The sequence below is a fragment of the Vibrio sp. 2096 genome, assembly GCF_033339595.1.
GTDB lineage: Bacteria > Pseudomonadota > Gammaproteobacteria > Enterobacterales > Vibrionaceae > Vibrio > Vibrio alginolyticus.
Genome location: NZ_JAWOUX010000006.1, coordinates 56381 through 80232, shown reverse-complemented (window position 1 = coordinate 80232; position 23852 = coordinate 56381). Strand labels below are relative to the sequence as shown.

Sequence of the window (23852 nt, the reverse complement as noted above, 5' to 3'; positions counted from 1 at the left end):
GTGATTTTGATACAGAGTAGGCAATTCTTAATAAAACTTTTCAATGAATCAATGTGTTATTTGATATTCATTCTACAAATGAGTAACTTATATTTGAGCATAATCTAGAGGAAGATAAAGAATGGAATCTATTGCTGATGTATTGGTTGTGGCTATTGTGTTCGGTGCCATATTTGGGGGCGGGATAATAAAGTTAATCTTGAACCATCGTAAAGAAGTAAGAGCGTTGGAGATATCTGAACGTAATACGATGAGCCGAGAAGAACAAGATAACCTTAACAAGCAAATTGGTGACTTGAAGCGACGTGTTGAAGTGTTAGAGCGAATTGTCACAGATAACAAATATCAACTTGAAAAAGAAATTGCCTCTCTGTAGATCACCACTTAATCGTAAAGCCGGCGAAGTCCGGCTTTTTCGTGTCTGTACGTCATACCTTTCGGATGTTTAACTCAGCGTTCATCAAAAAAGTCTTTGTCGCGAATGTATTTACTCATAAAGTGATAAGAGAACGGTCGCATTAACCAACTAAATAAGGAGCGCCCAAGCCGTATGAGCGTTGGGGTGTTCTCGTATATTCTCCCGTTATATAACCATAGCATTTTGCCTACATGCCAATACAAAAAAGGTACGGGCGGCATAAAGGTCACGATGTCGATGTCGCAACAAATCCTGTATGTTTTGTGCCCCAAACGGTAGCGTTTCTTAAACGTCCAATCCCCGACAGCGGGCTGTCCGAAAGTGACCACGCGTTTAATGCTTTTTGGGTATTTTTTCTCAATATAGTCAGCAAAAACACTGCCAATCGCGCCACCTGAAGAGTGGCCAGTAATAGTGATTCTTTTTCCCCTAAGAATGAGCGGTACAACGATACCTTCGAGGCGTTCGATCACGGTCAACCCTAACCGATCTTCATTCCGGCTCGGTAAACTTTCTTGGAACAACAGATGATAGAAACCCGCGTGAATGCGATAGTTTAGTCCCAACCTTCGACAGCTTCTCGTCCACATCGCGAAGTTCAACAACCAATCACTGATACTGTGTGAGCCTTTAATCACTACGACCACTTCACTCTGTTTTTTACTCCAGAGCACGCGAATCATAATCTTACCGTGTTCATTTCTAATGACTCGTTGCCCATTAGGATCGAACCCGTATTGAGTTTGCCTGAAGACGCGAGGGTAGGCGAGATTACAAAGCACCGCATAGCGCTCGTATTGGTATCGTTTTAATGGTTTCACGTTATCTTTCTTAGTGGAGCCCAACGATTGACTGTAATTAATGAATATTAAGAATACGTGAACCTTGATTTAGGGTCGGTAGAGATTTTGTGTATTGGAATCGCGAATGAAAGACTCAAACTGGCTTAAATGCGTCAAGATGGTTTGGCGAGAGAGTTCATGATGTTCGCTAAGCACGTTAATTAGCTTTTTCAAAGCCTTACGATCTTGTTTATTGAGATTTGCTGTTTCTTTGAGTTGTGCGAAAAATTCAATTTGACTTGAAGTGTCGTTAAAGTCACCGAGCTTGTCTTGCAATAGTTTTAGTTGTTTCACGTTGTTTTTGTGCTGTTGGGAAGGATAGAGCGTGGAAAATCCTTCTAACAAATAACGAAGCGCTTTGCATTTTATCCGCATCGAATGAATCACGCTGTCACGACTTTTGTCCGAGATTTTGCGTCGTGCTTTATCAACTTTTTTAAATTGAACGGAGATTTTTTGGCTTGCGAAAAGTAACGCAGGTACGTTGCTATCCACTGGTTCGTGTTGCGTACTTCGCAACATACTATTCCTGATCAAAGTGCAGTGCGTTGTGTATTCTTGTGTATCTAGCCAACGCGTAACTTTTGCTTGTTCGTAAGCACGTTCAGATTCTATAAAGCAAAAAAGTTGCTCAAGAGACGATTTGTGATTTGGGAGCATTTCAATGTATTGGTTTTTGTCCAAGATAAATACGTCCAAATCACGCAGCTTATTTGTTTTCTTCATCATTATTCTTAAATGAGGTTTCAAAATACGCTGTTCAAAAGGAGGGATCAGTTCGCGAAGTAGTGAGCATAGTGAGCGTATGCGCCTCAGTGTGACGCGATATTGGTGTGTATATTCAGGATCCAAGTCGTCGATGACTCCCTGCTCCAGAGAGCGTGCATAATCAAATTCAGTAAGGAAGAAGTGGGGCACTACGAAGTCGAGTTCGGAGTCGGCATGTAAGGGTAAGTGAAATGATGGTTTTCGAAACATGATGAGCGCTATTTTGTTCTCTGAAATACACGTTAAGTTTATACCCATACTGTTAACTTGCGCGATTTGTTGGCTCTTCATTGATATAAAATGAGAAGGTTAAAAGGCACGAAAGCAAAGCGTATTGATGATCAAATAAGCAAAATGATCGCCCTTTGTTCGTTAGAGTCGTCTTTTTAACCATTTGAATAAAAAAGACTAATTTTTTGTTGACCAGATAAATTAATCCGTTAAAGTACGCCTTGTTCTCACGGCAAAGGTCGCGAGATAGATGGTGTCTAACCCATCGCATGATTGCGTTGCCCTGGTGGTGGAATTGGTAGACACAAGGGATTTAAAATCCCTCGGCGTTCGCGCTGTGCCGGTTCAAGTCCGGCCCGGGGCACCATCAAAATCTTTGAAAATCAGAAAGGCGCCTTGGCAGAGTGGCTATGCAGCGGATTGCAAATCCGTGGACCTCGGTTCGACTCCGGGAGGCGCCTCCATTCTTTTACTTGTCCATGAGTTCCGATAGTAACCTGTAGGATCTCAACTTCTCAGATTGTTCAAACACCATAGTGTTTACCATAATTTCATCTGCCCCAGTGCGTTCCAAAAGTTTCTCAATTTTCTGTCTTACATATGTTTGATCACCATGGATAGATTCACGTAATTGAGTTTCAACGTGAAGCTTTTCCTGTGCTGACCATAGTGGTGCCATACTTTTCACTGGTGCGCGAAGTTTTTCGCGATTGCCGCGAATCATTTTTAAGAATTTTTGCTTCTCTGTTGTCGCGAGAAAATCTGCATGTGACTGAGTATCCGCAACGATAACGTTGGCACAAATCATCACATAGGGTTGAGCTAAATGCTCGGATGGGACAAACTCATCTCGATAAAAGTTTAGAGCACGAGACATTGCATCTGGAGCAAAGTGTGCAGCAAATGCGAAAGGTAAGCCTCTCTTAGCTGCTAAACGTGCGCTGTATGTACTCGACCCCAGAAGCCAAATCGGCAGAGATGTGTTGTTACCTGGATAAGCCGCGACTGGTTGATTTCGAGATACGGGACCAAGAAAGAAATTAAGTTCCTCCAACAGCTCTTCAAAGTCAGGATCCATATGCTCTGGTTCCCGCCTTAATGCATGCATTGTTTGGTAGTCGGTGCCTGGTGCGCGTCCTAATCCGAGGTCAATACGACCAGGGTATAATGCCTCTAACGTTCCGAATTGCTCTGCAATAACTAGTGGTGCATGGTTAGGTAACATGATTCCACCTGATCCTAAACGGATCGAGTTCGTGTGCGCTCCAATATGACTGAGTAATACACTGGTTGCGGCACTGGCGATGTCGGGCATGTTATGGTGTTCAGCCATCCAAAACCGATGATAGCCCCAGGACTCGATTGATTGAGCTAATTCAACGGAGCGTTCGAACGTTTCGGTGAAGTTTGTTCCGTCGGACACGGGTGCCAAATCCAGAACAGATAAACGAGGAAAAGACATAGGATAGTTATAGCCTGTTAATGAATCTTAACTATCATATGGTGGTGAAAGTTGACGTTTAAAAGGGGAGGATTAACCATTCACAATGGATTATTTTTCTTCAATGCCTGGAGAGCGTTTAGCTTACGAGTTTAGCTTTTGCTATGTGATAAAAGCGGCTTTATTACTGTAAGTGGCCACAGTGGTCGATGTCGTTGAATATTCGCATGTAGAACGTTTCCACAGCTACTTTAGATTAAAACATAGGCCTCTTTAACAGCGAACTGCTGTTGTCGACAATAGTGAACGAGCTAGCTTTAGAACGTTTTGACTGATACATAGACTTGTCTGCCGCTGTTAATAATTCATGTACATTCGACCCATGCTCAGGATAGAGTGCAATACCAATGCTAGCTCCGACGCATAACTCTTTACCTTTAAAATGAATTACTTTTTCTATTTCTTGGATATAGCGTAGTGCACATGCAGACAGAGACGTACCTGTTGTGTGTGAACGATGAATAATAATAAATTCATCTCCACCAAAGCGGCCTACCATGTCTGATTCGTCGATAATACTTGATAATCTACTAGCTACAGATTTTAACACTGCATCACCTGCCTCATGGCCATGGCTATCGTTAATATCCTTAAATAAATTTAAATCTATAAAAAACAAACTAAAACTATTCTCACTGCCTCTGAAATTACGCGTAAGCTGGATCAAATGTTTTTCTATTGCTCGACGATTGTAGATATTAGTTAAGGAGTCGTGCTCAGACAAAAATACCAAACTTTCTTTTTGACGATTTAGAACTGAAGTTTGATTCTCTACTTCTTCTTTAAGTTTTGATTTTGATATTGTTGTGTGGTTTAACAATGCCGCCATTTTATTGAAGTAACAAGACAGATTTTCAAATTCCGTGAATTGATTTTCTGAAGGGATTTTATAGTCAAAATTTGACCTGCTTAATTGTTTTATTCCATTTATAAACCTTTGAAAGCTTCTCTTGAACTTTATTTTTATATAAAAGCATAATAGCATAACAACCAGAGAGATAAAAATAATACCTGCTTGAGTGTAATAATTTAAATTTTGTAGTTTTGTAGACTTATTATTAAGTATTTTTTTATAAATATATATTATTTCATTATTCATATCCTGGGATACAATGTTTATTCTGGATTGTATGACAGGATTTGATTTATTATAATTTACGACTGAATCATAATGGCGATCTTTGTCTAGTAAATGATTATTTTCGTATTGAACTAAAAAATACAGTTCGAGATTCATTTTTTTTAGGTCTTTAGTAAGGTATAAAACATCTTCATTTTGAGATAATAATTCGTTTAATTTGTTATGAGAAATCATGAATTGTGTGAAATTGTTTTTTCCCCTATTTTGAGTGTAAGCCCAAAGATAACTACTTAATGACTCTAATGATATTTGTATGTCCATTATTTGGTTTAATTGTTTCTTGGCTTTATAATCTTCTATTTTTATGAAGCTTATGTATACTATAACGCTGATACATAGTATTACGCTTAGACTGAATAGTGATGCTAAATAGTGGTTTAACGAACGATGCATTTTAATCTAGACCATCAAAATATGAATTGATATAGTTTTCTTTAAATATTTTTCTGTAATTTGGAATCTGTCCTTCTACATAGTTTTGTTTTAATGCCCAATTAGCTTCTGATTGTAATGTAAATAATAAAGAATTCGTTAAATTTAATCGAAAGTTATAATCATCCCAACTCCAAGATATTTCTTCAACTGTTGTGTTAAGTTTTTGTGATAGTATTTTCATTGTTAAATGAGGGTTTTTATCCATCCAGTTAATTGAGTGATGAAGTGACTTTATTATTTTCATTACTTCTTTATCTGATTTTTCAATGTGTATTTCTTTTGATACAAGCAAAAAGTAAAGTTTATACACGCCAATAATTCCTATGTTCTTTACTTCTTCATTTATTCTATTCTTGGCCATAAATCCGTATGGCTCCCAAGTAGATATTGCATCGACGTTTCCTTGTATTAAATGATTTATAATAACCTGCGTTGTTGATGATATTTTTTCTACTTTTTCTAAATCAATGTCATTTACCTGTAGCAACAAGTCTAAGTAATACTCGCTAGCGCTCTTTTTTATTACACCAACCTTTTTTCCTGGTAATTTATCTATACTTTCTATACCAGACCGCTTTTTAGTTAGCAGCTTAATATCATTCGTAGAAGATGCAAAAGAAGTGATTAATGCTAAATCTTTGTATTCAAAGCTTTTAAACATCAGTACGCTTTCAGAAAAAGTGGCGTAATTAACATGGTTTTCTAGAAGTAGGTTTGAACATTCGACCCCTCCAAAGCACATGATAAGTTCGACGTTTAAATCGTTTTCTTCAAACGCACCTATGTGCTCTGCAATGATAAAAGGGGCTGACAGAGGCGTCTTAGATATACCGATTGTTGTAGGTTTGTGGATAGCATTTGATACCGTTGTTAACTTTAAATAAGTAACTACTAATACAGAAAGAACTAAAATTATGATAACTGTAGAAATCTGTTTTGTATCCATCAAAAACAACTCCCTTCATAATAGTAGTAATTAATCTATCAGTTAAATGAGTGTAGTTGCTTATTGGGTTGATGCTAGGAGAGGAGGGGATTTATTTGTATCGTGCCAAATTTATGAGTACCTAGGGGTAATTTCGGTAACTGGCTTAGATATAAAGAATTTATCTTGAGTTAGTTCAAGTTGTAGCAAATGACTGATTTCATAACATGATGATTTATGGAGAGATATCAACTTTTTAAGTTGAAAAATTGTACTCCATTTTTGCCATTTTTCTTTATCTCATACATTGCATGATCGGCTTTTTGATAAACTTCATTAAACTGTTGTTTTCCTTTATCAAATAGACAAACACCGATGCTCATTCCAATCGTTACTTTATTTAAGTCCTGATTTATCGCAGGAATGATGGAACTTAAGAGTCGATCACAAAGTTGAGATATTTCTTCTTGATTTGAATAAGAGCTTAAAACGACAAACTCATCTCCTCCTATGCGTCCGACTTGAGACTTGCTTGGCGCAAGCTCTGTTAAGCTATTGGCGATATTGATGAGGAGAGTATCACCAGTATGATGGCCTAGCTGGTCGTTAACTGCTTTAAAATTATCTATATCAACAAACACTAAAGCAGACTGCTGAGACGGTTCGGTTTGAGGTTGATGATTAAAGTTTTCCTCAATTGCTTTTCTATTTAACAATCCAGTCAATGGATCACTCGAAGCCAACTTGGCCAGTTGCTGCTCATAACGCTTTTCTTTTGTAATATCGATATGAGTACCCATCATCCGTAGTGGTTCGCCATCAGAACCATACTCGACGATGCGCCCTCGATCGTAGACCCAGCTATCACTGCCGTCTTTATGAATCATGCGATGCACTACCTCATAAAGGTCGGTCTTGCCTGCTAGGTGATCTTCAAATGCACCCACCGCAAGCTCGTAATCTTCAGGGTGGAGATTGTTTTTCCACGTTTCAACCGTCGCGGTTAACTCATGGGGCTGATAACCTAGCATTTTGCCCCATTGCATATTGAATATCGTCAAAGTACCTGAAGGAATATGCTGCTCCCACAAACACAGTCCATTACTGTCGAGTGCAGCATTCAACTTTTCTTGTAGTCGCGCATTCTTCCGCTTCAGCTCTTCATTTTCTTTTTCTAAGCAGGCAATTCGAGTTAGATATTCTTCCATTTTGCGCATAATTTACGTCGTTTTCGGAGCGACAATATACGAAAAATACTTTGCAATTTCTATGATTGAGCTTGGAGATATAAGTATTGAATATGCGGTAAATAATAAAGAATCGGTGATGTTACTTAAGAGCTGCAAAGTAAATGCTTGGAAAACAAAGAAGGAAATAGGGGGTAAGCGAGGGGCTCTCCTGGTGCAAAGTCTTAAATGGAGGCCTTTGCACCGGGACTACTGAGGGTTAGCGGTTTAGTGCACCACAACGCTCAGGCTGGTAGGTGATATCGACAATTTCAATTGTCTTCACTTGATTATTTGGCATTGGCCATTCAAGTTTTTGGCCGACAGACAAACCGATCAGTGCACTGCCTACGGGCGCGAAAATAGAGATATCATCACTGCTTTTCAGTTCAGAAGGGTAAACCAGTGTCTTTGTCATGGTTCTATCTTCACCTGAAAATTTAAACTCTACAGTCGAGTTCATCGTGACCACGTTATCTGGCATTTGTTCTGGCTCAAGAACTGTTGCTCGGTCGAGCTCTGCTTCTAATTCCACAAGCTCCGCTGCGATGTTTGGCATTTTATCCAACAAGGCCGTGATTCGGTTCATATCTAAGCTTGAGATGTAGATAGAATTGTTTTCTGACATTTTATGACTCCCAAATAAAAGGCCGCCTCACAAAAATGGGACGGCACTCTATATGTCAATTACGGTATCAATCATATGGACGCTATTCCATATGAACTAAACCTGATTTTAGTCTTTATAGTGCGACTTAGCTAGTAAAAAATTTTTGTTGTGAAGCTTGATTTTTCTAAATCTTTCAATCACTTCAGATATTGTTCTCTGATCACCTTGAAACGGTGAAGTCAAGTGAGTGCGTCGTTTAGAAGCAAAACAGGATTTATCGTAGGTGTGCTCGGTTTCGATGGTCAGCCTAACTTCATAAAAGCAAAACGGTATAGTCCGTTGCTAGCATGGCTTCGGTTATCTCAGTTTGTTAAAACTACCAATATCCGTTAATAAATTACTTTTTATTTCGCAATAGTCAGATAAATACGTTCATCTACCCCTTTAGGGTAGTTTGAAATTGTAATTGATTTACATCATGTATTAATTTTCTTTCACAATTAACAATGAGCTCAGTGATAAGAACCTAACCCTTAGGAATTATAATGAGCAAGTTGAAGCTAGTAGTCATCGGTAACGGTATGGTAGGGCACCGTTATATTGAAGACTTAGTCGAGAAAGCTGATATGTCTAATATGGACATTACAGTTTTCTGTGAAGAACCTCGTGTCGCATACGACCGTGTGCACCTTTCCTCTTACTTTTCTCACCATACGGCAGATGAACTTTCTTTAGTAAAAGAAGGCTTCTACGAGAAACACGGTATTAACATGCTGATCGGCGAACGCGCGATTAACATCAACCGTGAAAACCGCATTGTTTACTCAAGCACTGGCCGTGAAGTTCAATACGACAAGCTGATTCTTGCTACTGGCTCATTCCCATTTGTTCCACCTATCAAAGGTCACGAAAGCAAAGACTGTTTTGTTTACCGTACTATCGAAGATCTTAAAGCGATCGAAGCGTGTGCGAAGAAGAGCAAATCAGGCGTTGTTGTCGGTGGTGGTCTGCTAGGCCTTGAAGCAGCAGGCGCACTGAAAGCACTGGGTGTAGAAACGCACGTTGTTGAGTTCGCGCCAAAACTAATGGCTGAGCAACTTGACCTGGCTGGTGGTAACCAACTTCGTCAAAAGATCGAGCGTATGGGCGTGAACGTTCACACCAGCAAAAATACGCTTGAGATTGCGCCAGAAGGCACAAACGCACGCAACGTTATGCGTTTTGCTGACGGTTCAGAACTAGAAACAGACTTCATCGTATTCTCTGCAGGTATTCGTCCACAAGACAAACTAGCACGCCAAATGGAGCTAGAAGTGGCACCTCGTGGCGGTGTTGCTATCAACGATCATTGTCAGACTTCTGATGAGAACATCTACGCGATTGGTGAGTGTGCGTCTTGGAACGAAATGTTCTACGGCCTTGTTGCTCCTGGCTACAAGATGGCGACAGTTGCCGTTGATCACCTACTAGGTAACACAGAAAGCAAATTCGAAGGCGCTGACATGTCTGCGAAGCTGAAACTTCTTGGCGTTAAAGTAGGCTCTATCGGTGACGCGAACGGTCGTACTGAAGGCTGTAAGAGTTACGTTTACCAGAACGAAGAACAAGAAGTTTACAAACGTCTTATCGTTTCTAAAGACAACAAGAAATTGCTTGGCGCGGTAATGGTTGGCGATACCTCTGACTACGGCGATCTGCTTCAACTTATGTTGAACGAAATCGACCTACCAGAACACCCAGATGCGTTGATCCTTCCTGCACACGCAGGCGCTGAGAAACCAGCACTAGGTGCAGATGCTCTACCAGAAAGCGCAGTGATCTGTTCTTGTTTCGACGTAACCAAAGGCAAGATCGCACAAGCGGTGGCTAATGGTCACCACACATTGGGCGACATCAAAGCAGTGACTGGCGCAGGTACAGGCTGTGGTGGTTGTATTCCTCTAGTGACGTCTGTTCTAAATGCTGAGCTTGCTAAATCTGGTATCGAAGTGAAGAACGACGTGTGTGAGCACTTTGCATACTCACGCCAAGAGCTGTTCCACCTAATCCGTATTGAAGAGATCAAAACGTTTGATGAGCTTCTAGAGAAATACGGTAAAGGTTACGGCTGTGAAGTTTGTAAACCACTGGCTGGTTCTATCTTGGCTTCTTGCTGGGGTGAGCACATTCTTAAGCCACAACTGGTTAAGCTGCACGACACGAACGATAACTTCCTAGGTAACATCCAAAAAGACGGTACTTACTCTGTTATCCCACGTATGGCGGGTGGTGAAGTAACACCTCAAGCACTGGGTGCGTTAGCGAACGTTGCAGCAGAATACAACCTATACACCAAAGTAACCGGTGCTCAACGTATTGGTCTGTTTGGTGCTCAAAAAGACGATCTTCCAGAGATCTGGCGCAAGCTTATCGACGCTGGGTTCGAAACAGGTCAAGCGTACGCAAAAGCACTTCGTATGGCGAAGACATGTGTTGGCTCAACGTGGTGCCGCTACGGCGTTCAAGATTCTGTTGGTCTAGGTTCTTACATCGAGAACCGTTACAAAGGCATTCGTACCCCTCATAAGATGAAGTTCGGTGTTTCTGGTTGTACTCGTGAGTGTGCGGAAGCACAAGGTAAAGACCTTGGCATTATCGCGACTGATGCAGGTTGGAACATGTACGTATGTGGTAACGGTGGTATGAAGCCTCGTCACGCAGACCTACTTGCAAGTGACCTAGATAAAGAAACACTAATCAAGTACATCGACCGCTTCATGATGTTCTACATCCGTACTGCTGCGCCACTACAACGCACATCAGTTTGGATGGAAAACATGGAAGGTGGCGTTGACTACCTACGCGAAGTGATTGTTAACGACAAGCTTGGTATCAACGCTCAACTAGAGGCAGACGTAGCGAAGCTTGTAGACGAGTACGAGTGTGAGTGGACTGCGACCATCAACGACGAATCACAACTGACTCGTTTCGCGCACTTCATCAACTCTGACAAGCGCGATGACAACGTTGTGTTTGTACAAGAGCGTGAACAGCACCGCCCAGCAACCTTCACGGAAAAGCACCCTGAAGCGAAAGGCGACATCCTACACGTAGCGATCACTGAAGCATAAGGGAAGGTTGATTATGTCATTTGAAAAGATTTGCCAAATCAGCGACATCGTACCGGGCACAGGCGTTTGTGCACTGGTTGATGGTCAGCAAGTTGCGGTATTCCGCCCAACACAAGCAGAAGAAGTGCTGGCGATCAGCAACACAGACCCGTTCTTCCAATCAAACGTGCTTTCTCGCGGTTTGATCTGTGAGCACCAAGGCGAGCTTTGGGTGGCTAGCCCACTTAAGAAGCAACGCTTTAACCTGACAACAGGTGCGTGCATGGAAGACGAGCGTTTTAGCGTGAAAGCGTACAAAACCCGCGTAACCAACGGCGAAGTAGAAATCTCTGCGTAAGCTTGGTTTTCATTCCCTCCTCTTAGGGGGAGGGAATGAACTGAAACCTAGATTTAATAGACAAAGGCTTTCCAAGCATCAACTCAGGGGAACAGGGAAGCGAGGTGTTGTAGACAGCGTTCAGGTGTCAACGGGAAGCCTTTCTCTATTCAATCTTTAACTTTTTAACTTTCAATTTTGGATAAGGACACATTCATGTCTACTGATTTTAAGCCTGCAGAATTCGTGCAAACCATGATCAATGTTGGTGAAGCGAAAACCAATACAAGCACGCGAGATCTTCTCCTTCGCGGTACGATGGCTGGCGTTATTCTTTCGCTTGCGGTGGTGGTTGCTATTACCGCGATTGTACAAACGGGTATCGGCCTTGTAGGAGCACTTGTTTTCCCCGTTGGTTTCGTAATTCTAAGTGTGATGGGGTATGACCTAGTAACCGGTGTTTTTGGTCTAGCGCCTCTGGCTAAGTTTGCGAACCGTCCGGGCATCACTTGGGGTCGTATCTTCCGTTGTTGGGGGCTTGTAGGCTTGGGTAACCTTATCGGTTCTCTGATCGTTGCTTACCTAGTGGCTATCTCTCTAACAGGTAACTTTTCTCTAGAACTGAACGCAGTAGCGAAGAAATTTGTCGCTGTTTCTACCGCGCGTAGCCTTGGTTTTGAAAACATGGGTATGGACGGATGGATCACATGTTTCGTACGCGGCATCTTCTGTAACCTAATGGTGTGTCTAGGCGTTATCGGCAACATGACGGCACGTTCGGTGTCTGGTCGCGTAGCAATGATGTGGTTCCCAATCTTCATCTTCTTTGCGCTAGTATTTGAACACACCGTAGTAAACATGTTCCTATTCCCACTAGGTATGATTCTAGGTGCGGATTTTGGTATCGCGACTTGGTTGAACTTCAACCTTATTCCAACCATTCTAGGTAATATTGTCGGTGGTCTCGTAATGACTTGTATTCCACTGTACCTAACTCACGCAAAAACAGCGCCTTCTATCAACGTAGTTGAAGAAGAAGTAAAAACAGAGCCTGCAATCGCAAAATAAACCGCTTTTATCTGGCCCTACCTATGGTAGGTAGGGCTGTTCAACTCATTTAACTTTCGATAAGTATTGTATTGATTTAGCTATAAAAAGTAATAACTCCTTGGGGTGATTTTAACCTTGAGTTAATGACTTGAGTGTTACTTTTTATGTCCAAATTTTCGATAGGCGTTGATATGACAACTGTTAACTCATCTTTAAACAGCGGCTTTGTTTCTCTTGTTGGTGCAGGTCCTGGTGACCCTGATTTACTCACAGTAAAAGGCTTAAAAGCCATTCAAGCGGCTGAAGTTGTTGTGTACGACCGATTGGTATCAAAAGAGATTCTTGAGTTGGCGCATGCATCAGCAGAGATGATTTATGTTGGGAAAAAGCTCGATTTTCACTGCGTGCCTCAAGATCAAATCAACCAAATCTTGGTGCAAAAAGCGCAAGAAGGTAAACGCGTTGTACGTCTAAAAGGCGGCGATTCATTTATCTTTGGTCGTGGCGGTGAAGAGCTAGAAGAGCTAGCAGAATTCGGCATCAAATACGAAGTGGTTCCGGGTATCACAGCTGCTGCGGGTGCAACGGCTTACGCAGGTATTCCATTAACACACCGCGACCATGCACAAAGCGTTCAATTTATCACTGGTCATGTACAAAAAGATGGTCGTGAGATTGAATGGCATTCACTAGCGCAATCCAACAACACACTTGTGTTCTATATGGGTTTGAAGCAAAGCGGCCATATTATGGATAAGCTGATCACTCATGGGTTAGATCCTGAGATGTCATGCGCCATTATTGAAAACGGTACGCGCCCAGAGCAGCGCGTGTTCCAAGGAAAGTTGAACGAGCTATCGATCATGGCAGAGCAAGCCGTGAGCCCAGCATTGATTGTGGTTGGCAGCGTGACTCAACTTCACAACAAGTTGGATTGGTTCGCAAAGTAATACTGCCCAGAAGTGACTATATTTTACAGGGGCTTTGTTGCCTCTGCATTTCTTGCTTACGCATAGGCATTTGATCAATGAGGTTGTTGATAAACGACCAGTCTGTTTCTGCGCCCCAGCGGTGCTTTTCTAGACCATCTTTACCAAGCAAAATAGCGGTATGAGAACCTTTTTCGACCTCATAAAGACGAGCTAGCATTTTTAGGTCGAACTCTTCTTTAAGCCAAGCAGGAAAAGTATAACCTTGCTCTGTAATGACCAGCGTGACGACATCTCTGTCTTCCAACTCACACTCATTCATAAGTGTTTCTAGCAAGAATTGTTTGACGTATTCATCATTTTCTGGCGCAAAGTAGAGCACACTTCTATGTGGCCAGTATTTGGAGTGCGCTGGATAACCAAATGCTGTCGATGACAAGATACAAGAAAGCAGTATCACTAGTAACTTTCCGCCCATGACAGTTCCCCTAGAAACCCAAATAACTTTTTATACGTTAAGTTTAGTGGAATTGGCTCATTGTGCTTTTTCCAAAACTGGCATAGGGTAGGCAGCAAATAAATTGAGCGTAGAAATAGATGAGTTCGGAAAGCAAACAAAAAATCGCCATTTTGGTTGATGTACAGAATGTGTATTACACTTGTCGCGAAGCGTATCGAAGCAATTTTGATTACAACCAGTTTTGGTATGTTGCCACACAAGGGAAAGAGGTGGTAAGTGCTCGTGCTTATGCTATTGCGAGCAATGATCCCAAGCAACGTCAGTTCCACCATATTCTTCGTGGTGTTGGATTTGAGGTGATGCTTAAACCCTACATCCAGCGTCGTGATGGCAGCTCGAAAGGCGATTGGGATGTGGGTATTACTCTCGATGCAATTGAAATTGCTCCCGAAGTTGAGGAAGTGATTCTAGTTTCGGGAGATGGAGACTTTAGTCTGCTAGTAGAGAGAATTCAGCAGCGCTTCAATAAAACGGTGACCGTTTATGGTGTACCTAAACTTACATCTCAAACTCTGATTGATTGTGCCGACAATTTTGTCGCGATTGATGACGATTTCTTGCTGTAGTTAAATAGTGTAATAAAGAAAGGCGAGTCACTCAGGCTGTACGAAAACGTACAATGACTCGCCTCTAATTTATCGTTGATTTGGCTAGTTACGAAGGAATGATCATTTGCCCTAGCAAGTAACCCAAGCAACACGCACCAATCACGCCGATTAAGCCCACAGACATGAATGAGTGGTTGAAGTACCACTTACCAATCTTAGTTGTGCCCGAGGTATCGAAGTTCACAGTCGCGATATCTGAAGGGTAGTTGGGAATAAAGAAGTAGCCGTATACCGCTGGCATCAAGCCGATAAGCAGCGCAGGTTCCAAACCTAAGCCGAGACCAACAGGCAGCATCATGCGAGCCGTTGCAGCTTGAGAGTTCACCACAACCGACACAATGAATAACGCAAGCGCGAATGTCCAAGGGTAGTTGGTTACCATCTCTACGATGCCGGATTTAAATTGAGGCATAGCGTACTGGAAGTAGGTATCTGACATCCATGCAATACCGAAGATAGCAATCGCCGCCACCATACCTGACTTAAACACCACGCCATTTGGTACGTCACGCGGGTCAGTTTTGGTCGCAAGCAAAATGATACCGCCGAAGCAAAGCATCATCATTTGAATCACAACGGCCATGCTGATTGGCTTCGCGCCATCTACGATGGTACGAATGTCTGGCCACATCGCGATAACGACGATCACCAAGATCGATGCAATGAACAGCAATACAGAGTTACGAGCACTTGTTGGTAGTACTTCATCAAGAGACGTTGCAGTTGTGTTGAGGATTTTTTCTCTCCACACAGGATCTTTCAAACGCTCTTGGTATTCTTCATCGTCGTCTAGTTCTTTACCACGCTTTAGGCTGTAAAGTGACATCAACAACGTACCGAATAAGGTTGCAGGTACAGTAACGAGCAGAATTGAGAGCAGAGTGATCTCGTGTTGAATGTCGGAGAGTTGCGCCAAGTAGTAAACCACTGCTGCTGAAATTGGCGAGGCTGTGATTGCGATTTGAGACGCGACAGAAGCGGCAGCCATAGGACGCTCTGGACGAATGCCATTTTTAAGTGCAACGTCGCCAATGATTGGCATGATAGAGTAAACCGCATGACCTGTACCAAGTAGGAAGGTCATAAAGTAAGTCACGAACGGAGCAATAAGGGTGACGCGTTTTGGGTTCTTACGAAGCACACGCTCGGCAACTTGCAGCATGTATTTCAAACCGCCAGCGGCTTCAAGAATGGAAGCACACGTTACCACCGCTAAAATGATCAACATAACGGTGACAGGAGGAGAGGTTGGCGGCATCTTAAAGATGAAGACTTCAATCACCAAGCCAATTCCGGATACGACCCCAAGGCCGATACCACCATAACGTGAGCCGATATACAGCATCACGAGCAAAAATAGAAACTCAAGATACAACATGTGGATTTCCTTATTCAAAACAGAGGGCTACATAGCCAAATTACCTCTTTGTATTGTCTCGATATTCAGAAAGAAAATACTTCATGTTGTTCACAATCCGCTGGATAAGAAACAGCAATATTCAATTATTGGCAATAACTCACGCTACACAGGGAAACTGTTAACACAGTTTTATCAGGGTGTTTTTATGCTGTGTATTTTTGCGATCATGTGAGCGTTAAATGCGAAGAGGTTTAAGAGTTTGTTGCTATTCATCGCATACGTAACCAGACCTTACAGCTTCACAGAACTCGGAAATACATTCATAACTAACCCTAAGAGTGCTTCTTTGTTATGAAAACGCAAAGGATAATAGTTTGCATTGCGATTGGTGCTTGGGTATAAAGGTGTCAGAATGACTACACCAACAATAAGCCATCATGTCTGAGCAATTTTTCCCGCAACTGTTTCAAACTTCGAGTGAGATTACACCTTACCTACACGGTGATATCGGCGAGATAGGGCAAGAAGCTATCCATATCGAGAATGATATCAACCCGATCATCCAAGGCCTTTACCAGCAAATCTCGGAGGCTCATCCGGAAGCGGGAAAAGCATATTGGTTGACAAGAACGTGGGATTTACTTTGTTGGCAGCCAGTTTATGTCGCATTCATCTCTATTTACGGTTACCACACGTTGCCAAACATTCGCGAGATAGCGCAGCACCTCAAACCTTGTTTTGTTTCTGGGTACCGATTCGCCGACGAAGCGCATATACATGGCGAGCCAGAAGCGTTGATAAAAGAGGCGGGGCGTCAAATCCGAGAACTGTTCGACTTCTATCAACAAGAGATGAGTCAATGGACACGCATTCGTCCTGGCTTCACCCATCAATTGATGTCGGACGGAATCATGGCTTGTTTAATTCGTCTCCAACAGCGCTTTCCGCAAATGACTAACTCGACACTTCAGGAGCATGCGGTCTTGTGGCTAAGCGCAATGGGTTTGGATGTTGATAATAGCCGCTCACTTCATGAGACGGAATCAGATCAGTCGCTAAAGTTAGTAAGAAAAAGTTGTTGTTTAGTCTATAAGTGTGAAGGCAGAAAGCTTTGTGCAGATTGTCCTCGTTTAGAGGAAAATCGACAGCTTATGAGCAAGAAGGTTCTTAATTAACATTTATTTAACTTGTGTAACAGTGCTCGATTTGAGAGTGAGAATAAGTATCATTGCATGCTCTTGTTGACAACAAAAAGATAAATACAATGATGAAAAGGACGTTTTCTTTCAATCTCATCGTACTTGCGATGAGCAGTGGATACGCAGTTAGCTCAATAGCAGCAGAAGATCTTCAACAAACATCGACTCCAAGCGATGAGCAATTGGTTGTTGTAGGCAGTGTGATGCCGAAATCGATCTCCGATATTCCAGGAACGGTTTGGTTTGTTGGCCAAGAAGAGATTGCTCAGCAATATCGTGCGGGCAAGACACTGGGTGATATTCTTTCTGCAACCATCCCTTCTTTAGACGTCGGCACCGGTGGTCGAACTAACTATGGTCAGAACCTTCGCGGTAGAGCAATGTTGGTAATGATTGATGGTGTCTCGTTACAGTCTTCTCGCCCGATTAGTCGTCAGTTAGACGCAATAGACCCATTCAACATCGAGCGAATTGAAGTACTATCTGGTGCAACCTCCATTTATGGTGCAGGCGCTACTGGTGGTGTTATTAACATTATCACCAAGAAAGCGTACTCGGATGACTTGTCGTTTGAATCCTACGTGAGTGGCACTACAGGCTTTAATAGCAGCGATGACTTTGATTACAAACTCGCTCAGTCTATCTCGGGTGGTAATGAGCGAATTACCGCTAGAGGTTCGGTTGTGTACACCGAGACACAAGGTGCATTTGACGCAAATGGCGACATTGTCACCCCAGACATTTCACAGGGCTCTTTGCAGTATAATTCAACGCTCGATGTTATGGGATCGACCGAGATTCAAATCTCCGATGCCAGCAAGTTAAACCTTGTCGCACAATACTATGACAGCCAGCAAGACTCGCCATACGGTTTGTACATTGTTAACAATAAATTTGTTGATGTACGAGAGGGGTTCGATTCCGACCGTGAACATGGTACAGAGCGAGTTCTCTTAAGTGCGAACTACGCTCACGACAGCGTATTCGGTCATCAACTGATAGGCGAGTTATCTTACCGTAGTGAAGACCAAACCTTTACTCCTTATTACCAAAGTGCCTCTCAACAAAAAACAGAAGTTTTTGCTGGGCGCTTAGCATTAGCTAAAAGCTGGGAGTCATTCAAACTTGTTTATGGTGTCGATGCGTACTTAGACCGTTTTGAAAGTAACCAGGCTCTGTTCGATTCAACCATTGCGAACAGCTCTGGGAACTTAATTAATCGAACCTATGCCGAAGTGGGGCGTTACCCAGATGTTGATGTGGCGTCTTACGCAATGTTTGTCCAAGGGGATTACCAAATCAATCAAGATTGGTCAGTACAAGCAGGCTACCGCTACCAATACATGGACAATAAGATTGATGATTTTGTTGCCTATAGTATACAAAAGAAGATCGCATCGGGTAATGGTGTATCAGCGGATGCGGTACCAGGTGGCAGCACTGACTACTCTGTGAGCTTATTTAATTTGGGCACCATTTATCAGCTTAACGATGAATCTCAGCTTTGGGCGAACTTCTCTCAAGGTTTCGAACTCGCTGATCCTGCAAAGTACTACGGCCAAGGTAGCTACGATGCCGCGGATGCAAATGGTCACTACGCGTTGAACAATAGCATTAATGTATCTGACTCAAAAATGTCGGGCATCAAAACGGACAGCTATGAAATTGGTTACCGATTAGATACGGATACTGTCGCACTGCAAGCGGCGGGTTACTATTCGGTTTCGGATAACTCAATCAAGTATGACAAGAAGACGCTCCTAATCACCAATGTTGATGACGAGCAACGTGTATACGGTGCCGAAGCAAACATTAACTACTGGGTAAACCGTGATATTTTGTTAGGTGCATCAGGTCACTATGTGGTTTCTGAGCTTAAAACCAACGGTAAGTGGGAAGATCTAAGCGCGGGTAAAGCAAGTACATCAAAAGCGAACGCGTGGGCGGCTTACTATCAGGATAGCTATTCAGTACGTTTACAAAGCCAGACGATGTTTGATTACGAAGATGACGCAAACAATAAACTAGATGGATACACTACGTTTGATCTTCTTGGTAACGTAACACTACCTATCGGGCAGTTAGGTTTTGGTATTCAAAACCTATTTGACGAAGACTACACAACCGCTTGGGGACAACGTGCGCAGATTCTTTATGCAGCACACTACGATGCTGCAGCGTACGACTACAAAGGAAGAGGTCGCACATTCACACTGAACTACAGTGTCGAATACTAAAGCTAACTATCTCCGAATATCAAAAAAGCCGCTTGAAGCGGCTTTTCTTTTAGGCTTGATCTGTCTGCGCTGTGTCTACAACGTTTTCCGTGTGTTCTGAAGCTTGGTTTTGTTCTTCAGCTTCCATTTTCGCGCGTTCAGCTTTGGAGATATAACGCGGCTTATTGCTCTTATGTAGCTTAGCGTTATGCTTCTTCTGCTTCGCTTTCAAGATCTGATTGATTTTCTTCTTGCGGTTCATGGTGGTGGTCCTTTAATTTAGCGAGGCAGGATAGTTACTTTTTTATCAAGTTACAACTAAATAAGCGCCGGTATCGGTCGCAAAATTCAAGTACGTTCCTATGTCCAATCATCTATCGCGTTTTAATGGAGCCCAAATGAAAACACTGTACACCGAACGTTTGATACTGCGTCTTGTGAGTGTAGATGATGCACCATTTATACTAAAACTTTATAACCACCCAGACTTCTACCGTTTTGTCGGAGACAAACAAATTCGTACCGAATATGAAGCGGCGCGTTACATAAAAGAAAACATGCTACGCATGCAACAAATTAAAGGCGTGAGTTTACTCGTTGTAGAGAAGAAAGAAGATGGACAACCCATCGGGATTTGTGGGTTGGTTAAACGTGACACATTACAACACTATGATCTCGGATATGGATTTTTACCTTCCGCTTATGGCTTCGGCTACGGAACGGAGTCTGCAACCGCAGTGCTGGAATACGCTAGAGAGGAAATGAAACTCGATAATTTGGTTGCCATCACCAACAATGACAATATTCGTAGTATAAGTTTGCTCAAAAAACTGGGCTTTGAGTTTGAACGAGTTGAGCAGCAATATGATAATGGCCGCACGTTAGAACTTTACACAATGATGTTGTGATTTTTGGATAGCGCATGAGCGATATTTTACTTGGCAAACTCGCCACTGAATTTAAGACAGTAAAAGCCATGGTAGAGGTTTACTGTCATGACCATCATGGAACAAAACGTGACTTATGCTCAGAATGTCATGAGCTGCTTGAATACGCAGAAGTGCGCCTCGACCGCTGTCCTTATGGAGAGAATAAACCGACGTGTAATAAATGTCCGATTCACTGCTACAAACCAGAGCCGAAAGAACAAATGCGTTTGGTCATGCGTTACTCTGGCCCCAGAATGTTACTGAAACATCCCATCTTGGCGGTTCGTCATTTGCTTCATGAAAAGCGAATGGTACCGGAAAAGCCTGCAGCGAACGCGTCAAACCGTCACAAGCGTTTATCTAAACAAAAATGCGAAGAATAAAAAAACGAGGGCGACATGCCCTCGTTTTCGTTGAGTAGAAGCGGCGTGGTTAGAGGCCAGCGGCCATACGCTGCTTGGTTTTGCTCGCAGCAAGTAGCATGTATACGCCAGTCGCAACCAAAGCGGCAAACAAGTAGCCTAGCAAGCCGTGTTCTTGGCCCATAAATTTATCAGCGACAACAGGACCAGCAACAGAGCCGATGCTGTAGCTAAACAGCATGACTTGTGTCGCAGAGACAATAAAGCGTTCATCAAGTCCTTCGCAACCTAAGTTGATTGCAATCGGGTACAAGGCAAAAGTAGCTGCACCTAAAAAGAATAATGCAGCAGCCAATACCACGGCTGACGAGGAAATAAACGTCATACCGATCGAAAAAATACCCAAAATACAGAAAAACGCCATTAGCACTGTGCGGCTCATGTATTTGTTTAACGCGGTCACCATTGGTTGGACTAGCATGCCACCTAGAATCACTAGCGCCATCAATGTACCAATGTCTTGATGGCTAATTTTACGGTTAGTTAACTCAACTGGCATTAATCCGTAGATCGCGCCTAAGGTCAAACCTGAAACAACACAACCAATAATTGCTGCATGGTTTAGTTTGGCAATTTGCTTAAATGATAAAGCGGTTGATTCATGGCTGTTTGGCTGCTCACACTCAATGAACATTAGCACCAGCATCGCCATTAAGATCAACGTCGTGATCGCAATAAACGGAACGCCGCCACTTACGCCAAGCACGCCAATACCAAACTGGCCTAATGCTGAACCACCATAAAGCGATAGCATGTACAAGCTCAAACGTTTCGCACGCGATGCTTCGTCTCCAGACATTAGCCAAGACTCAACAATGACAAAAACACCAGCAACCGCGATACCCGCAATAAAGCGAGCGGCAAGCCACATCAATCCGTTAGCAAACACGGGTAGTGTGACGATAGTTAGCGAAAATACGGCCAAGCAACCAATAAACGCGTTACGGTGACCAACTTGACGAACGATACGTTCAATAAAAATAGCACCGGTTAATAAGCCGCCATAAAACACACTCGCCAACCAACTCGCGTAATCTGCTGAGATGTTGTATTCACCGAGCATGAGAGGGATCAAGCTCATTAAATAGCCCGAAGCCACCGCATAAAGAGACAGTGCGACGACTGGAACTGTAACTCGTGGTGATGCTGCAGGAACGACTGTGTTTTCCACTGTTTTGCGCCTATAAGTTAAATGAAATCTAAGGGTTATTCGGCGCGAATATGAGGCTAATAGTTAGGCAAGTAAAATGATAAATTTAAGTCGTTTCGACAAATAATATTTATTAACTAGATAGGTTGATAAGTTGCATAAAAACGCCAACCTACAAACAAGGTTGGCGTGGAAGATTATTTAGTAAGTGCTTGATTTAACCATTGATCAAATTGAGTTTTAGGTAACGCACCATTGATCATATCAACGCGTTGACCATTCTTGAAAACCATAATGGTAGGAATACTGCGAATACCAAATTGCGCCGCAAGTTGTTGTTGAGCTTCGGTATCAATCTTAACAAAACGAGCCGTACCGGCTTGTTCATGAGCAACATCAGAGAAAACAGGAGCAAAACCAACGCACGGGTTGCACCATGGGGCCCAAAAATCTACTACAACAGGCATATCACTTTGTAATAGAGCAGAAAAGTTATCTTGTGTACCTTCGATAGGCGAGCCGTCTAAAAGTGCACTTTTACATTTACCGCAAGTTGCAGATTCGGCAACGCGCTCATTAGGGACACGATTTAGACCGCCGCACGAAGGGCAGCGAGTTTTAAACGATGACATGACTTCTTCCTTTATTACGTATTGATGAAAACATGACTTACCAGTCAGCCTCATTATTTGTATACTTATTTTTTAACCTGCCGAAATAACGCAGCGCAGGTTTGTATTTGAGCCTAAGGTTCTAAGAAATTTTATTAAAATACAACAATAAATAGGTCTGCGATGACAAATTACTACGCTGAAATTACAGGTTGGGGGAAATGTGTTCCGCCAGCTGTGCTCTCTAACGATGATCTTAGCACTTTCCTCGATACTTCCGATGAGTGGATTCGTACCCGCACTGGTATCGAAAACCGCCGTATTAGTCATGTAAACACGTCAGACATGGCGACCGTTGCTGCTAAACATGCATTAGCTCGAGCAGGCGTCGATGCAACAGACGTGGATTTAATCATTGTGGCGACTTGTTCACCAGATTCATTGATTCCAAATATCGCTTCTAAGGTACAGCAGAACCTAGGTATTCGTGCAGCCGCTGCCTTTGACTTAAATGCCGCATGTACGGGATTTGTCTATGGCCTAGAAACGGGCACACGTTTGATTCAATCAGGTAACTATCGTAACGCGATCATTATTGGTGCGGAAAGATTGTCATTCTACATCGATTGGGCAATGCGAGATACCGCTGTTCTATTTGGTGATGGTGCGGGCGCCGTTGTGTTATCAAGAACGGAAAAAGAAACGGGTTTACTACAGTCTCAAATCGGTTGTGACGCAAAAGGCCGCGATATTCTGTCCGTACCAAAGTTTGGTACTTGTATGGATCGCTTTGCGGAAGACAACGGTTACTGGGATTTCAACTTTGTAGGACAAGAAATTTTCAAACGTGCGGTAAAAGGTATGGGGCTAGCTGCGAAAACCGTACTGAAAGCATCACAGTTAACGACGGAACAAATCGATGTTGTGATTCCGCATCAAGCGAATATTCGTATTATTCAAACCTTGTGCGACCTGTCTGGAATTCCACACGACAAAGCGTTTGTTAACATTCAAAACTATGGCAATACTTCAGCTGCGACGGTGCCAATTGCATTGTGTGAAGCGGTAGAGCAAGGTCGAGTTAACCCAGGTGATAACATGCTTCTTGCTGCGTTTGGTGCAGGTTTGACATGGGGTGCGGCAGTATTGAAATGGGGTGACCGCGTAACGCCAATTGGTGAAAGTGATGCGGTTCTGCCTGAATGTGAGCAATCCGCGCTAGAATTACTTGAGCGTGCCATTAAGCTGTGTAACGAACGCCGTCGCGACGAGGTGTAACGGACACTTTGCAAACATAAGATGAGTAAGGGAGCGCGAGGCTCCCTTATTTGATGA

At 42.8% G+C, this 23852-nt stretch carries 23 protein-coding genes and 2 tRNA genes; 13 read left to right on the top strand and 12 right to left on the bottom strand.

The window, feature by feature from the left end:
• Positions 1-121 precede the first annotated feature (121 nt).
• On the top strand, positions 122-376 hold the full coding sequence (locus tag R7Q41_RS13335; protein ID WP_005375990.1) for a hypothetical protein: 255 nt from the start codon (positions 122-124) through the stop codon (positions 374-376).
• A gap of 74 nt (positions 377-450) precedes the next feature.
• Here R7Q41_RS13335 and R7Q41_RS13330 read toward each other — a convergent pair whose 3' ends face one another.
• Together R7Q41_RS13330 and R7Q41_RS13325 are read right to left on the bottom strand one after the other, a co-directional pair.
• Positions 451-1239, bottom strand: coding sequence for a lipase family protein (locus R7Q41_RS13330; RefSeq protein WP_005375991.1), 789 nt, complete (start codon positions 1237-1239; stop codon positions 451-453).
• Positions 1240-1308: 69 nt separating this feature from the next.
• On the bottom strand, positions 1309-2238 hold the full coding sequence (locus R7Q41_RS13325) for a CHAD domain-containing protein (RefSeq protein WP_021707732.1): 930 nt from the start codon (positions 2236-2238) through the stop codon (positions 1309-1311).
• A 301-nt stretch (positions 2239-2539) separates the two neighbouring features.
• On the opposite strand from R7Q41_RS13325, the gene R7Q41_RS13320 reads away from it, so the two are divergent.
• Together R7Q41_RS13320 and R7Q41_RS13315 are read left to right on the top strand one after the other, a co-directional pair.
• Positions 2540-2626, top strand: a tRNA-Leu gene (locus tag R7Q41_RS13320).
• A gap of 23 nt (positions 2627-2649) precedes the next feature.
• Positions 2650-2723 (top strand) — tRNA-Cys (locus R7Q41_RS13315).
• Positions 2724-2728: 5 nt separating this feature from the next.
• Here R7Q41_RS13315 and R7Q41_RS13310 read toward each other — a convergent pair.
• The 5 genes from R7Q41_RS13310 to rnk all read right to left on the bottom strand — a co-directional run bounded on the left by R7Q41_RS13310 (position 2729) and on the right by rnk (position 8115).
• A complete protein-coding gene (locus R7Q41_RS13310) occupies positions 2729-3721 on the bottom strand; it encodes an LLM class flavin-dependent oxidoreductase (protein WP_005376038.1) in 993 nt (330 codons plus the stop codon).
• Between the two features lie 235 nt (positions 3722-3956).
• Entirely contained in the window at positions 3957-4997 is a 1041-nt protein-coding gene (locus R7Q41_RS13305; protein ID WP_225455651.1) for a GGDEF domain-containing protein, read from the bottom strand.
• Positions 4998-5295: 298 nt separating this feature from the next.
• The gene (locus R7Q41_RS13300; protein ID WP_318075909.1) at positions 5296-6282 is read right to left on the bottom strand and encodes an ABC transporter substrate-binding protein; all 987 of its coding nucleotides are present in this window, start codon (positions 6280-6282) and stop codon (positions 5296-5298) included.
• 227 nt (positions 6283-6509) lie between these two features.
• Positions 6510-7469, bottom strand: coding sequence for a GGDEF domain-containing protein (locus R7Q41_RS13295; RefSeq protein ID WP_318107930.1), 960 nt, complete (start codon positions 7467-7469; stop codon positions 6510-6512).
• Between the two features lie 238 nt (positions 7470-7707).
• The gene (rnk, locus tag R7Q41_RS13290) at positions 7708-8115 is read right to left on the bottom strand and encodes a nucleoside diphosphate kinase regulator (protein ID WP_005376048.1); all 408 of its coding nucleotides are present in this window, start codon (positions 8113-8115) and stop codon (positions 7708-7710) included.
• 527 nt (positions 8116-8642) lie between these two features.
• Here rnk and nirB point away from each other — a divergent pair.
• The 4 genes from nirB to cobA all read left to right on the top strand — a co-directional run bounded on the left by nirB (position 8643) and on the right by cobA (position 13523).
• Positions 8643-11207: a nitrite reductase large subunit NirB gene (gene nirB, locus R7Q41_RS13285; protein WP_132936432.1), complete on the top strand. Its 2565-nt coding sequence runs from the start codon at positions 8643-8645 to the stop codon at positions 11205-11207.
• Positions 11208-11220: 13 nt separating this feature from the next.
• Positions 11221-11544 carry a nitrite reductase small subunit NirD gene (nirD, locus tag R7Q41_RS13280; protein ID WP_005387969.1) on the top strand — a complete coding sequence of 108 codons (324 nt, stop codon included), beginning with the start codon at positions 11221-11223 and terminating at the stop codon, positions 11542-11544.
• A gap of 195 nt (positions 11545-11739) precedes the next feature.
• Entirely contained in the window at positions 11740-12591 is an 852-nt protein-coding gene (locus R7Q41_RS13275; protein WP_033907034.1) for a formate/nitrite transporter family protein, read from the top strand.
• Between the two features lie 173 nt (positions 12592-12764).
• Positions 12765-13523, top strand: coding sequence for a uroporphyrinogen-III C-methyltransferase (gene cobA / locus R7Q41_RS13270; protein ID WP_025767740.1), 759 nt, complete (start codon positions 12765-12767; stop codon positions 13521-13523).
• Between the two features lie 16 nt (positions 13524-13539).
• Here the strand turns inward: cobA and R7Q41_RS13265 are convergent, their stop codons facing one another.
• Positions 13540-13980: a DUF4174 domain-containing protein gene (locus tag R7Q41_RS13265; RefSeq protein ID WP_005387976.1), complete on the bottom strand. Its 441-nt coding sequence runs from the start codon at positions 13978-13980 to the stop codon at positions 13540-13542.
• Between the two features lie 119 nt (positions 13981-14099).
• On the opposite strand from R7Q41_RS13265, the gene R7Q41_RS13260 reads away from it, so the two are divergent.
• Positions 14100-14588: an NYN domain-containing protein gene (locus tag R7Q41_RS13260; protein ID WP_005387978.1), complete on the top strand. Its 489-nt coding sequence runs from the start codon at positions 14100-14102 to the stop codon at positions 14586-14588.
• An 88-nt stretch (positions 14589-14676) separates the two neighbouring features.
• Here R7Q41_RS13260 and R7Q41_RS13255 read toward each other — a convergent pair whose 3' ends face one another.
• A complete protein-coding gene (locus R7Q41_RS13255; RefSeq protein WP_033907036.1) occupies positions 14677-16008 on the bottom strand; it encodes an anaerobic C4-dicarboxylate transporter in 1332 nt (443 codons plus the stop codon).
• A 419-nt stretch (positions 16009-16427) separates the two neighbouring features.
• On the opposite strand from R7Q41_RS13255, the gene R7Q41_RS13250 reads away from it, so the two are divergent.
• Both R7Q41_RS13250 and R7Q41_RS13245 read left to right on the top strand, forming a co-directional pair.
• On the top strand, positions 16428-17165 hold the full coding sequence (locus R7Q41_RS13250; RefSeq protein ID WP_005376062.1) for a siderophore ferric iron reductase: 738 nt from the start codon (positions 16428-16430) through the stop codon (positions 17163-17165).
• A gap of 89 nt (positions 17166-17254) precedes the next feature.
• Positions 17255-19426, top strand: a complete 2172-nt coding sequence (locus R7Q41_RS13245; protein WP_213907651.1) for a TonB-dependent receptor — start codon at positions 17255-17257, stop codon at positions 19424-19426.
• A 49-nt stretch (positions 19427-19475) separates the two neighbouring features.
• On the opposite strand, the gene R7Q41_RS13240 is transcribed toward R7Q41_RS13245, so the two are convergent.
• Positions 19476-19667: a DUF2986 domain-containing protein gene (locus R7Q41_RS13240; RefSeq protein WP_005376066.1), complete on the bottom strand. Its 192-nt coding sequence runs from the start codon at positions 19665-19667 to the stop codon at positions 19476-19478.
• Between the two features lie 136 nt (positions 19668-19803).
• On the opposite strand from R7Q41_RS13240, the gene R7Q41_RS13235 reads away from it, so the two are divergent.
• Together R7Q41_RS13235 and R7Q41_RS13230 are read left to right on the top strand one after the other, a co-directional pair.
• A complete protein-coding gene (locus tag R7Q41_RS13235; RefSeq protein ID WP_005376068.1) occupies positions 19804-20313 on the top strand; it encodes a GNAT family N-acetyltransferase in 510 nt (169 codons plus the stop codon).
• Between the two features lie 14 nt (positions 20314-20327).
• A complete protein-coding gene (locus tag R7Q41_RS13230; RefSeq protein WP_025767744.1) occupies positions 20328-20717 on the top strand; it encodes a nitrous oxide-stimulated promoter family protein in 390 nt (129 codons plus the stop codon).
• Positions 20718-20766: 49 nt separating this feature from the next.
• Here the strand turns inward: R7Q41_RS13230 and R7Q41_RS13225 are convergent, their stop codons facing one another.
• Both R7Q41_RS13225 and trxC read right to left on the bottom strand, forming a co-directional pair.
• The gene (locus tag R7Q41_RS13225; protein WP_033907039.1) at positions 20767-21927 is read right to left on the bottom strand and encodes an MFS transporter; all 1161 of its coding nucleotides are present in this window, start codon (positions 21925-21927) and stop codon (positions 20767-20769) included.
• 176 nt (positions 21928-22103) lie between these two features.
• A complete protein-coding gene (gene trxC, locus R7Q41_RS13220) occupies positions 22104-22538 on the bottom strand; it encodes a thioredoxin TrxC (RefSeq protein WP_005376074.1) in 435 nt (144 codons plus the stop codon).
• Positions 22539-22700: 162 nt separating this feature from the next.
• Here trxC and R7Q41_RS13215 point away from each other — a divergent pair, with 162 nt between their 5' ends.
• Positions 22701-23795, top strand: a complete 1095-nt coding sequence (locus tag R7Q41_RS13215; RefSeq protein WP_005387993.1) for a ketoacyl-ACP synthase III — start codon at positions 22701-22703, stop codon at positions 23793-23795.
• Positions 23796-23852: the final 57 nt, after the last annotated feature.

Bases quoted from the DNA above. Each gene is read 5' to 3' on its own strand.
- R7Q41_RS13250 (WP_005376062.1), top strand. From the start codon at position 16,428: ATGTCTGAGCAATTTTTCCCGCAACTGTTTCAAACTTCGAGTGAGATT.
- R7Q41_RS13235 (WP_005376068.1), top strand. From the start codon at position 19,804: ATGAAAACACTGTACACCGAACGTTTGATACTGCGTCTTGTGAGTGTA.
- R7Q41_RS13325 (WP_021707732.1), bottom strand. From the start codon at position 2,238: ATGTTTCGAAAACCATCATTTCACTTACCCTTACATGCCGACTCCGAA.
- nirD (WP_005387969.1), top strand. From the start codon at position 11,221: ATGTCATTTGAAAAGATTTGCCAAATCAGCGACATCGTACCGGGCACA.
- R7Q41_RS13265 (WP_005387976.1), bottom strand. From the start codon at position 13,980: ATGGGCGGAAAGTTACTAGTGATACTGCTTTCTTGTATCTTGTCATCG.
- R7Q41_RS13215 (WP_005387993.1), top strand. From the start codon at position 22,701: ATGACAAATTACTACGCTGAAATTACAGGTTGGGGGAAATGTGTTCCG.
- R7Q41_RS13335 (WP_005375990.1), top strand. From the start codon at position 122: ATGGAATCTATTGCTGATGTATTGGTTGTGGCTATTGTGTTCGGTGCC.
- R7Q41_RS13275 (WP_033907034.1), top strand. From the start codon at position 11,740: ATGTCTACTGATTTTAAGCCTGCAGAATTCGTGCAAACCATGATCAAT.
- R7Q41_RS13300 (WP_318075909.1), bottom strand. From the start codon at position 6,282: ATGGATACAAAACAGATTTCTACAGTTATCATAATTTTAGTTCTTTCT.
- R7Q41_RS13295 (WP_318107930.1), bottom strand. From the start codon at position 7,469: ATGGAAGAATATCTAACTCGAATTGCCTGCTTAGAAAAAGAAAATGAA.
- R7Q41_RS13230 (WP_025767744.1), top strand. From the start codon at position 20,328: ATGAGCGATATTTTACTTGGCAAACTCGCCACTGAATTTAAGACAGTA.
- R7Q41_RS13305 (WP_225455651.1), bottom strand. From the start codon at position 4,997: ATGAATCTCGAACTGTATTTTTTAGTTCAATACGAAAATAATCATTTA.
- trxC (WP_005376074.1), bottom strand. From the start codon at position 22,538: ATGTCATCGTTTAAAACTCGCTGCCCTTCGTGCGGCGGTCTAAATCGT.
- R7Q41_RS13240 (WP_005376066.1), bottom strand. From the start codon at position 19,667: ATGAACCGCAAGAAGAAAATCAATCAGATCTTGAAAGCGAAGCAGAAG.
- R7Q41_RS13245 (WP_213907651.1), top strand. From the start codon at position 17,255: ATGATGAAAAGGACGTTTTCTTTCAATCTCATCGTACTTGCGATGAGC.
- R7Q41_RS13260 (WP_005387978.1), top strand. From the start codon at position 14,100: ATGAGTTCGGAAAGCAAACAAAAAATCGCCATTTTGGTTGATGTACAG.
- rnk (WP_005376048.1), bottom strand. From the start codon at position 8,115: ATGTCAGAAAACAATTCTATCTACATCTCAAGCTTAGATATGAACCGA.
- nirB (WP_132936432.1), top strand. From the start codon at position 8,643: ATGAGCAAGTTGAAGCTAGTAGTCATCGGTAACGGTATGGTAGGGCAC.
- R7Q41_RS13255 (WP_033907036.1), bottom strand. From the start codon at position 16,008: ATGTTGTATCTTGAGTTTCTATTTTTGCTCGTGATGCTGTATATCGGC.
- R7Q41_RS13310 (WP_005376038.1), bottom strand. From the start codon at position 3,721: ATGTCTTTTCCTCGTTTATCTGTTCTGGATTTGGCACCCGTGTCCGAC.
- cobA (WP_025767740.1), top strand. From the start codon at position 12,765: ATGACAACTGTTAACTCATCTTTAAACAGCGGCTTTGTTTCTCTTGTT.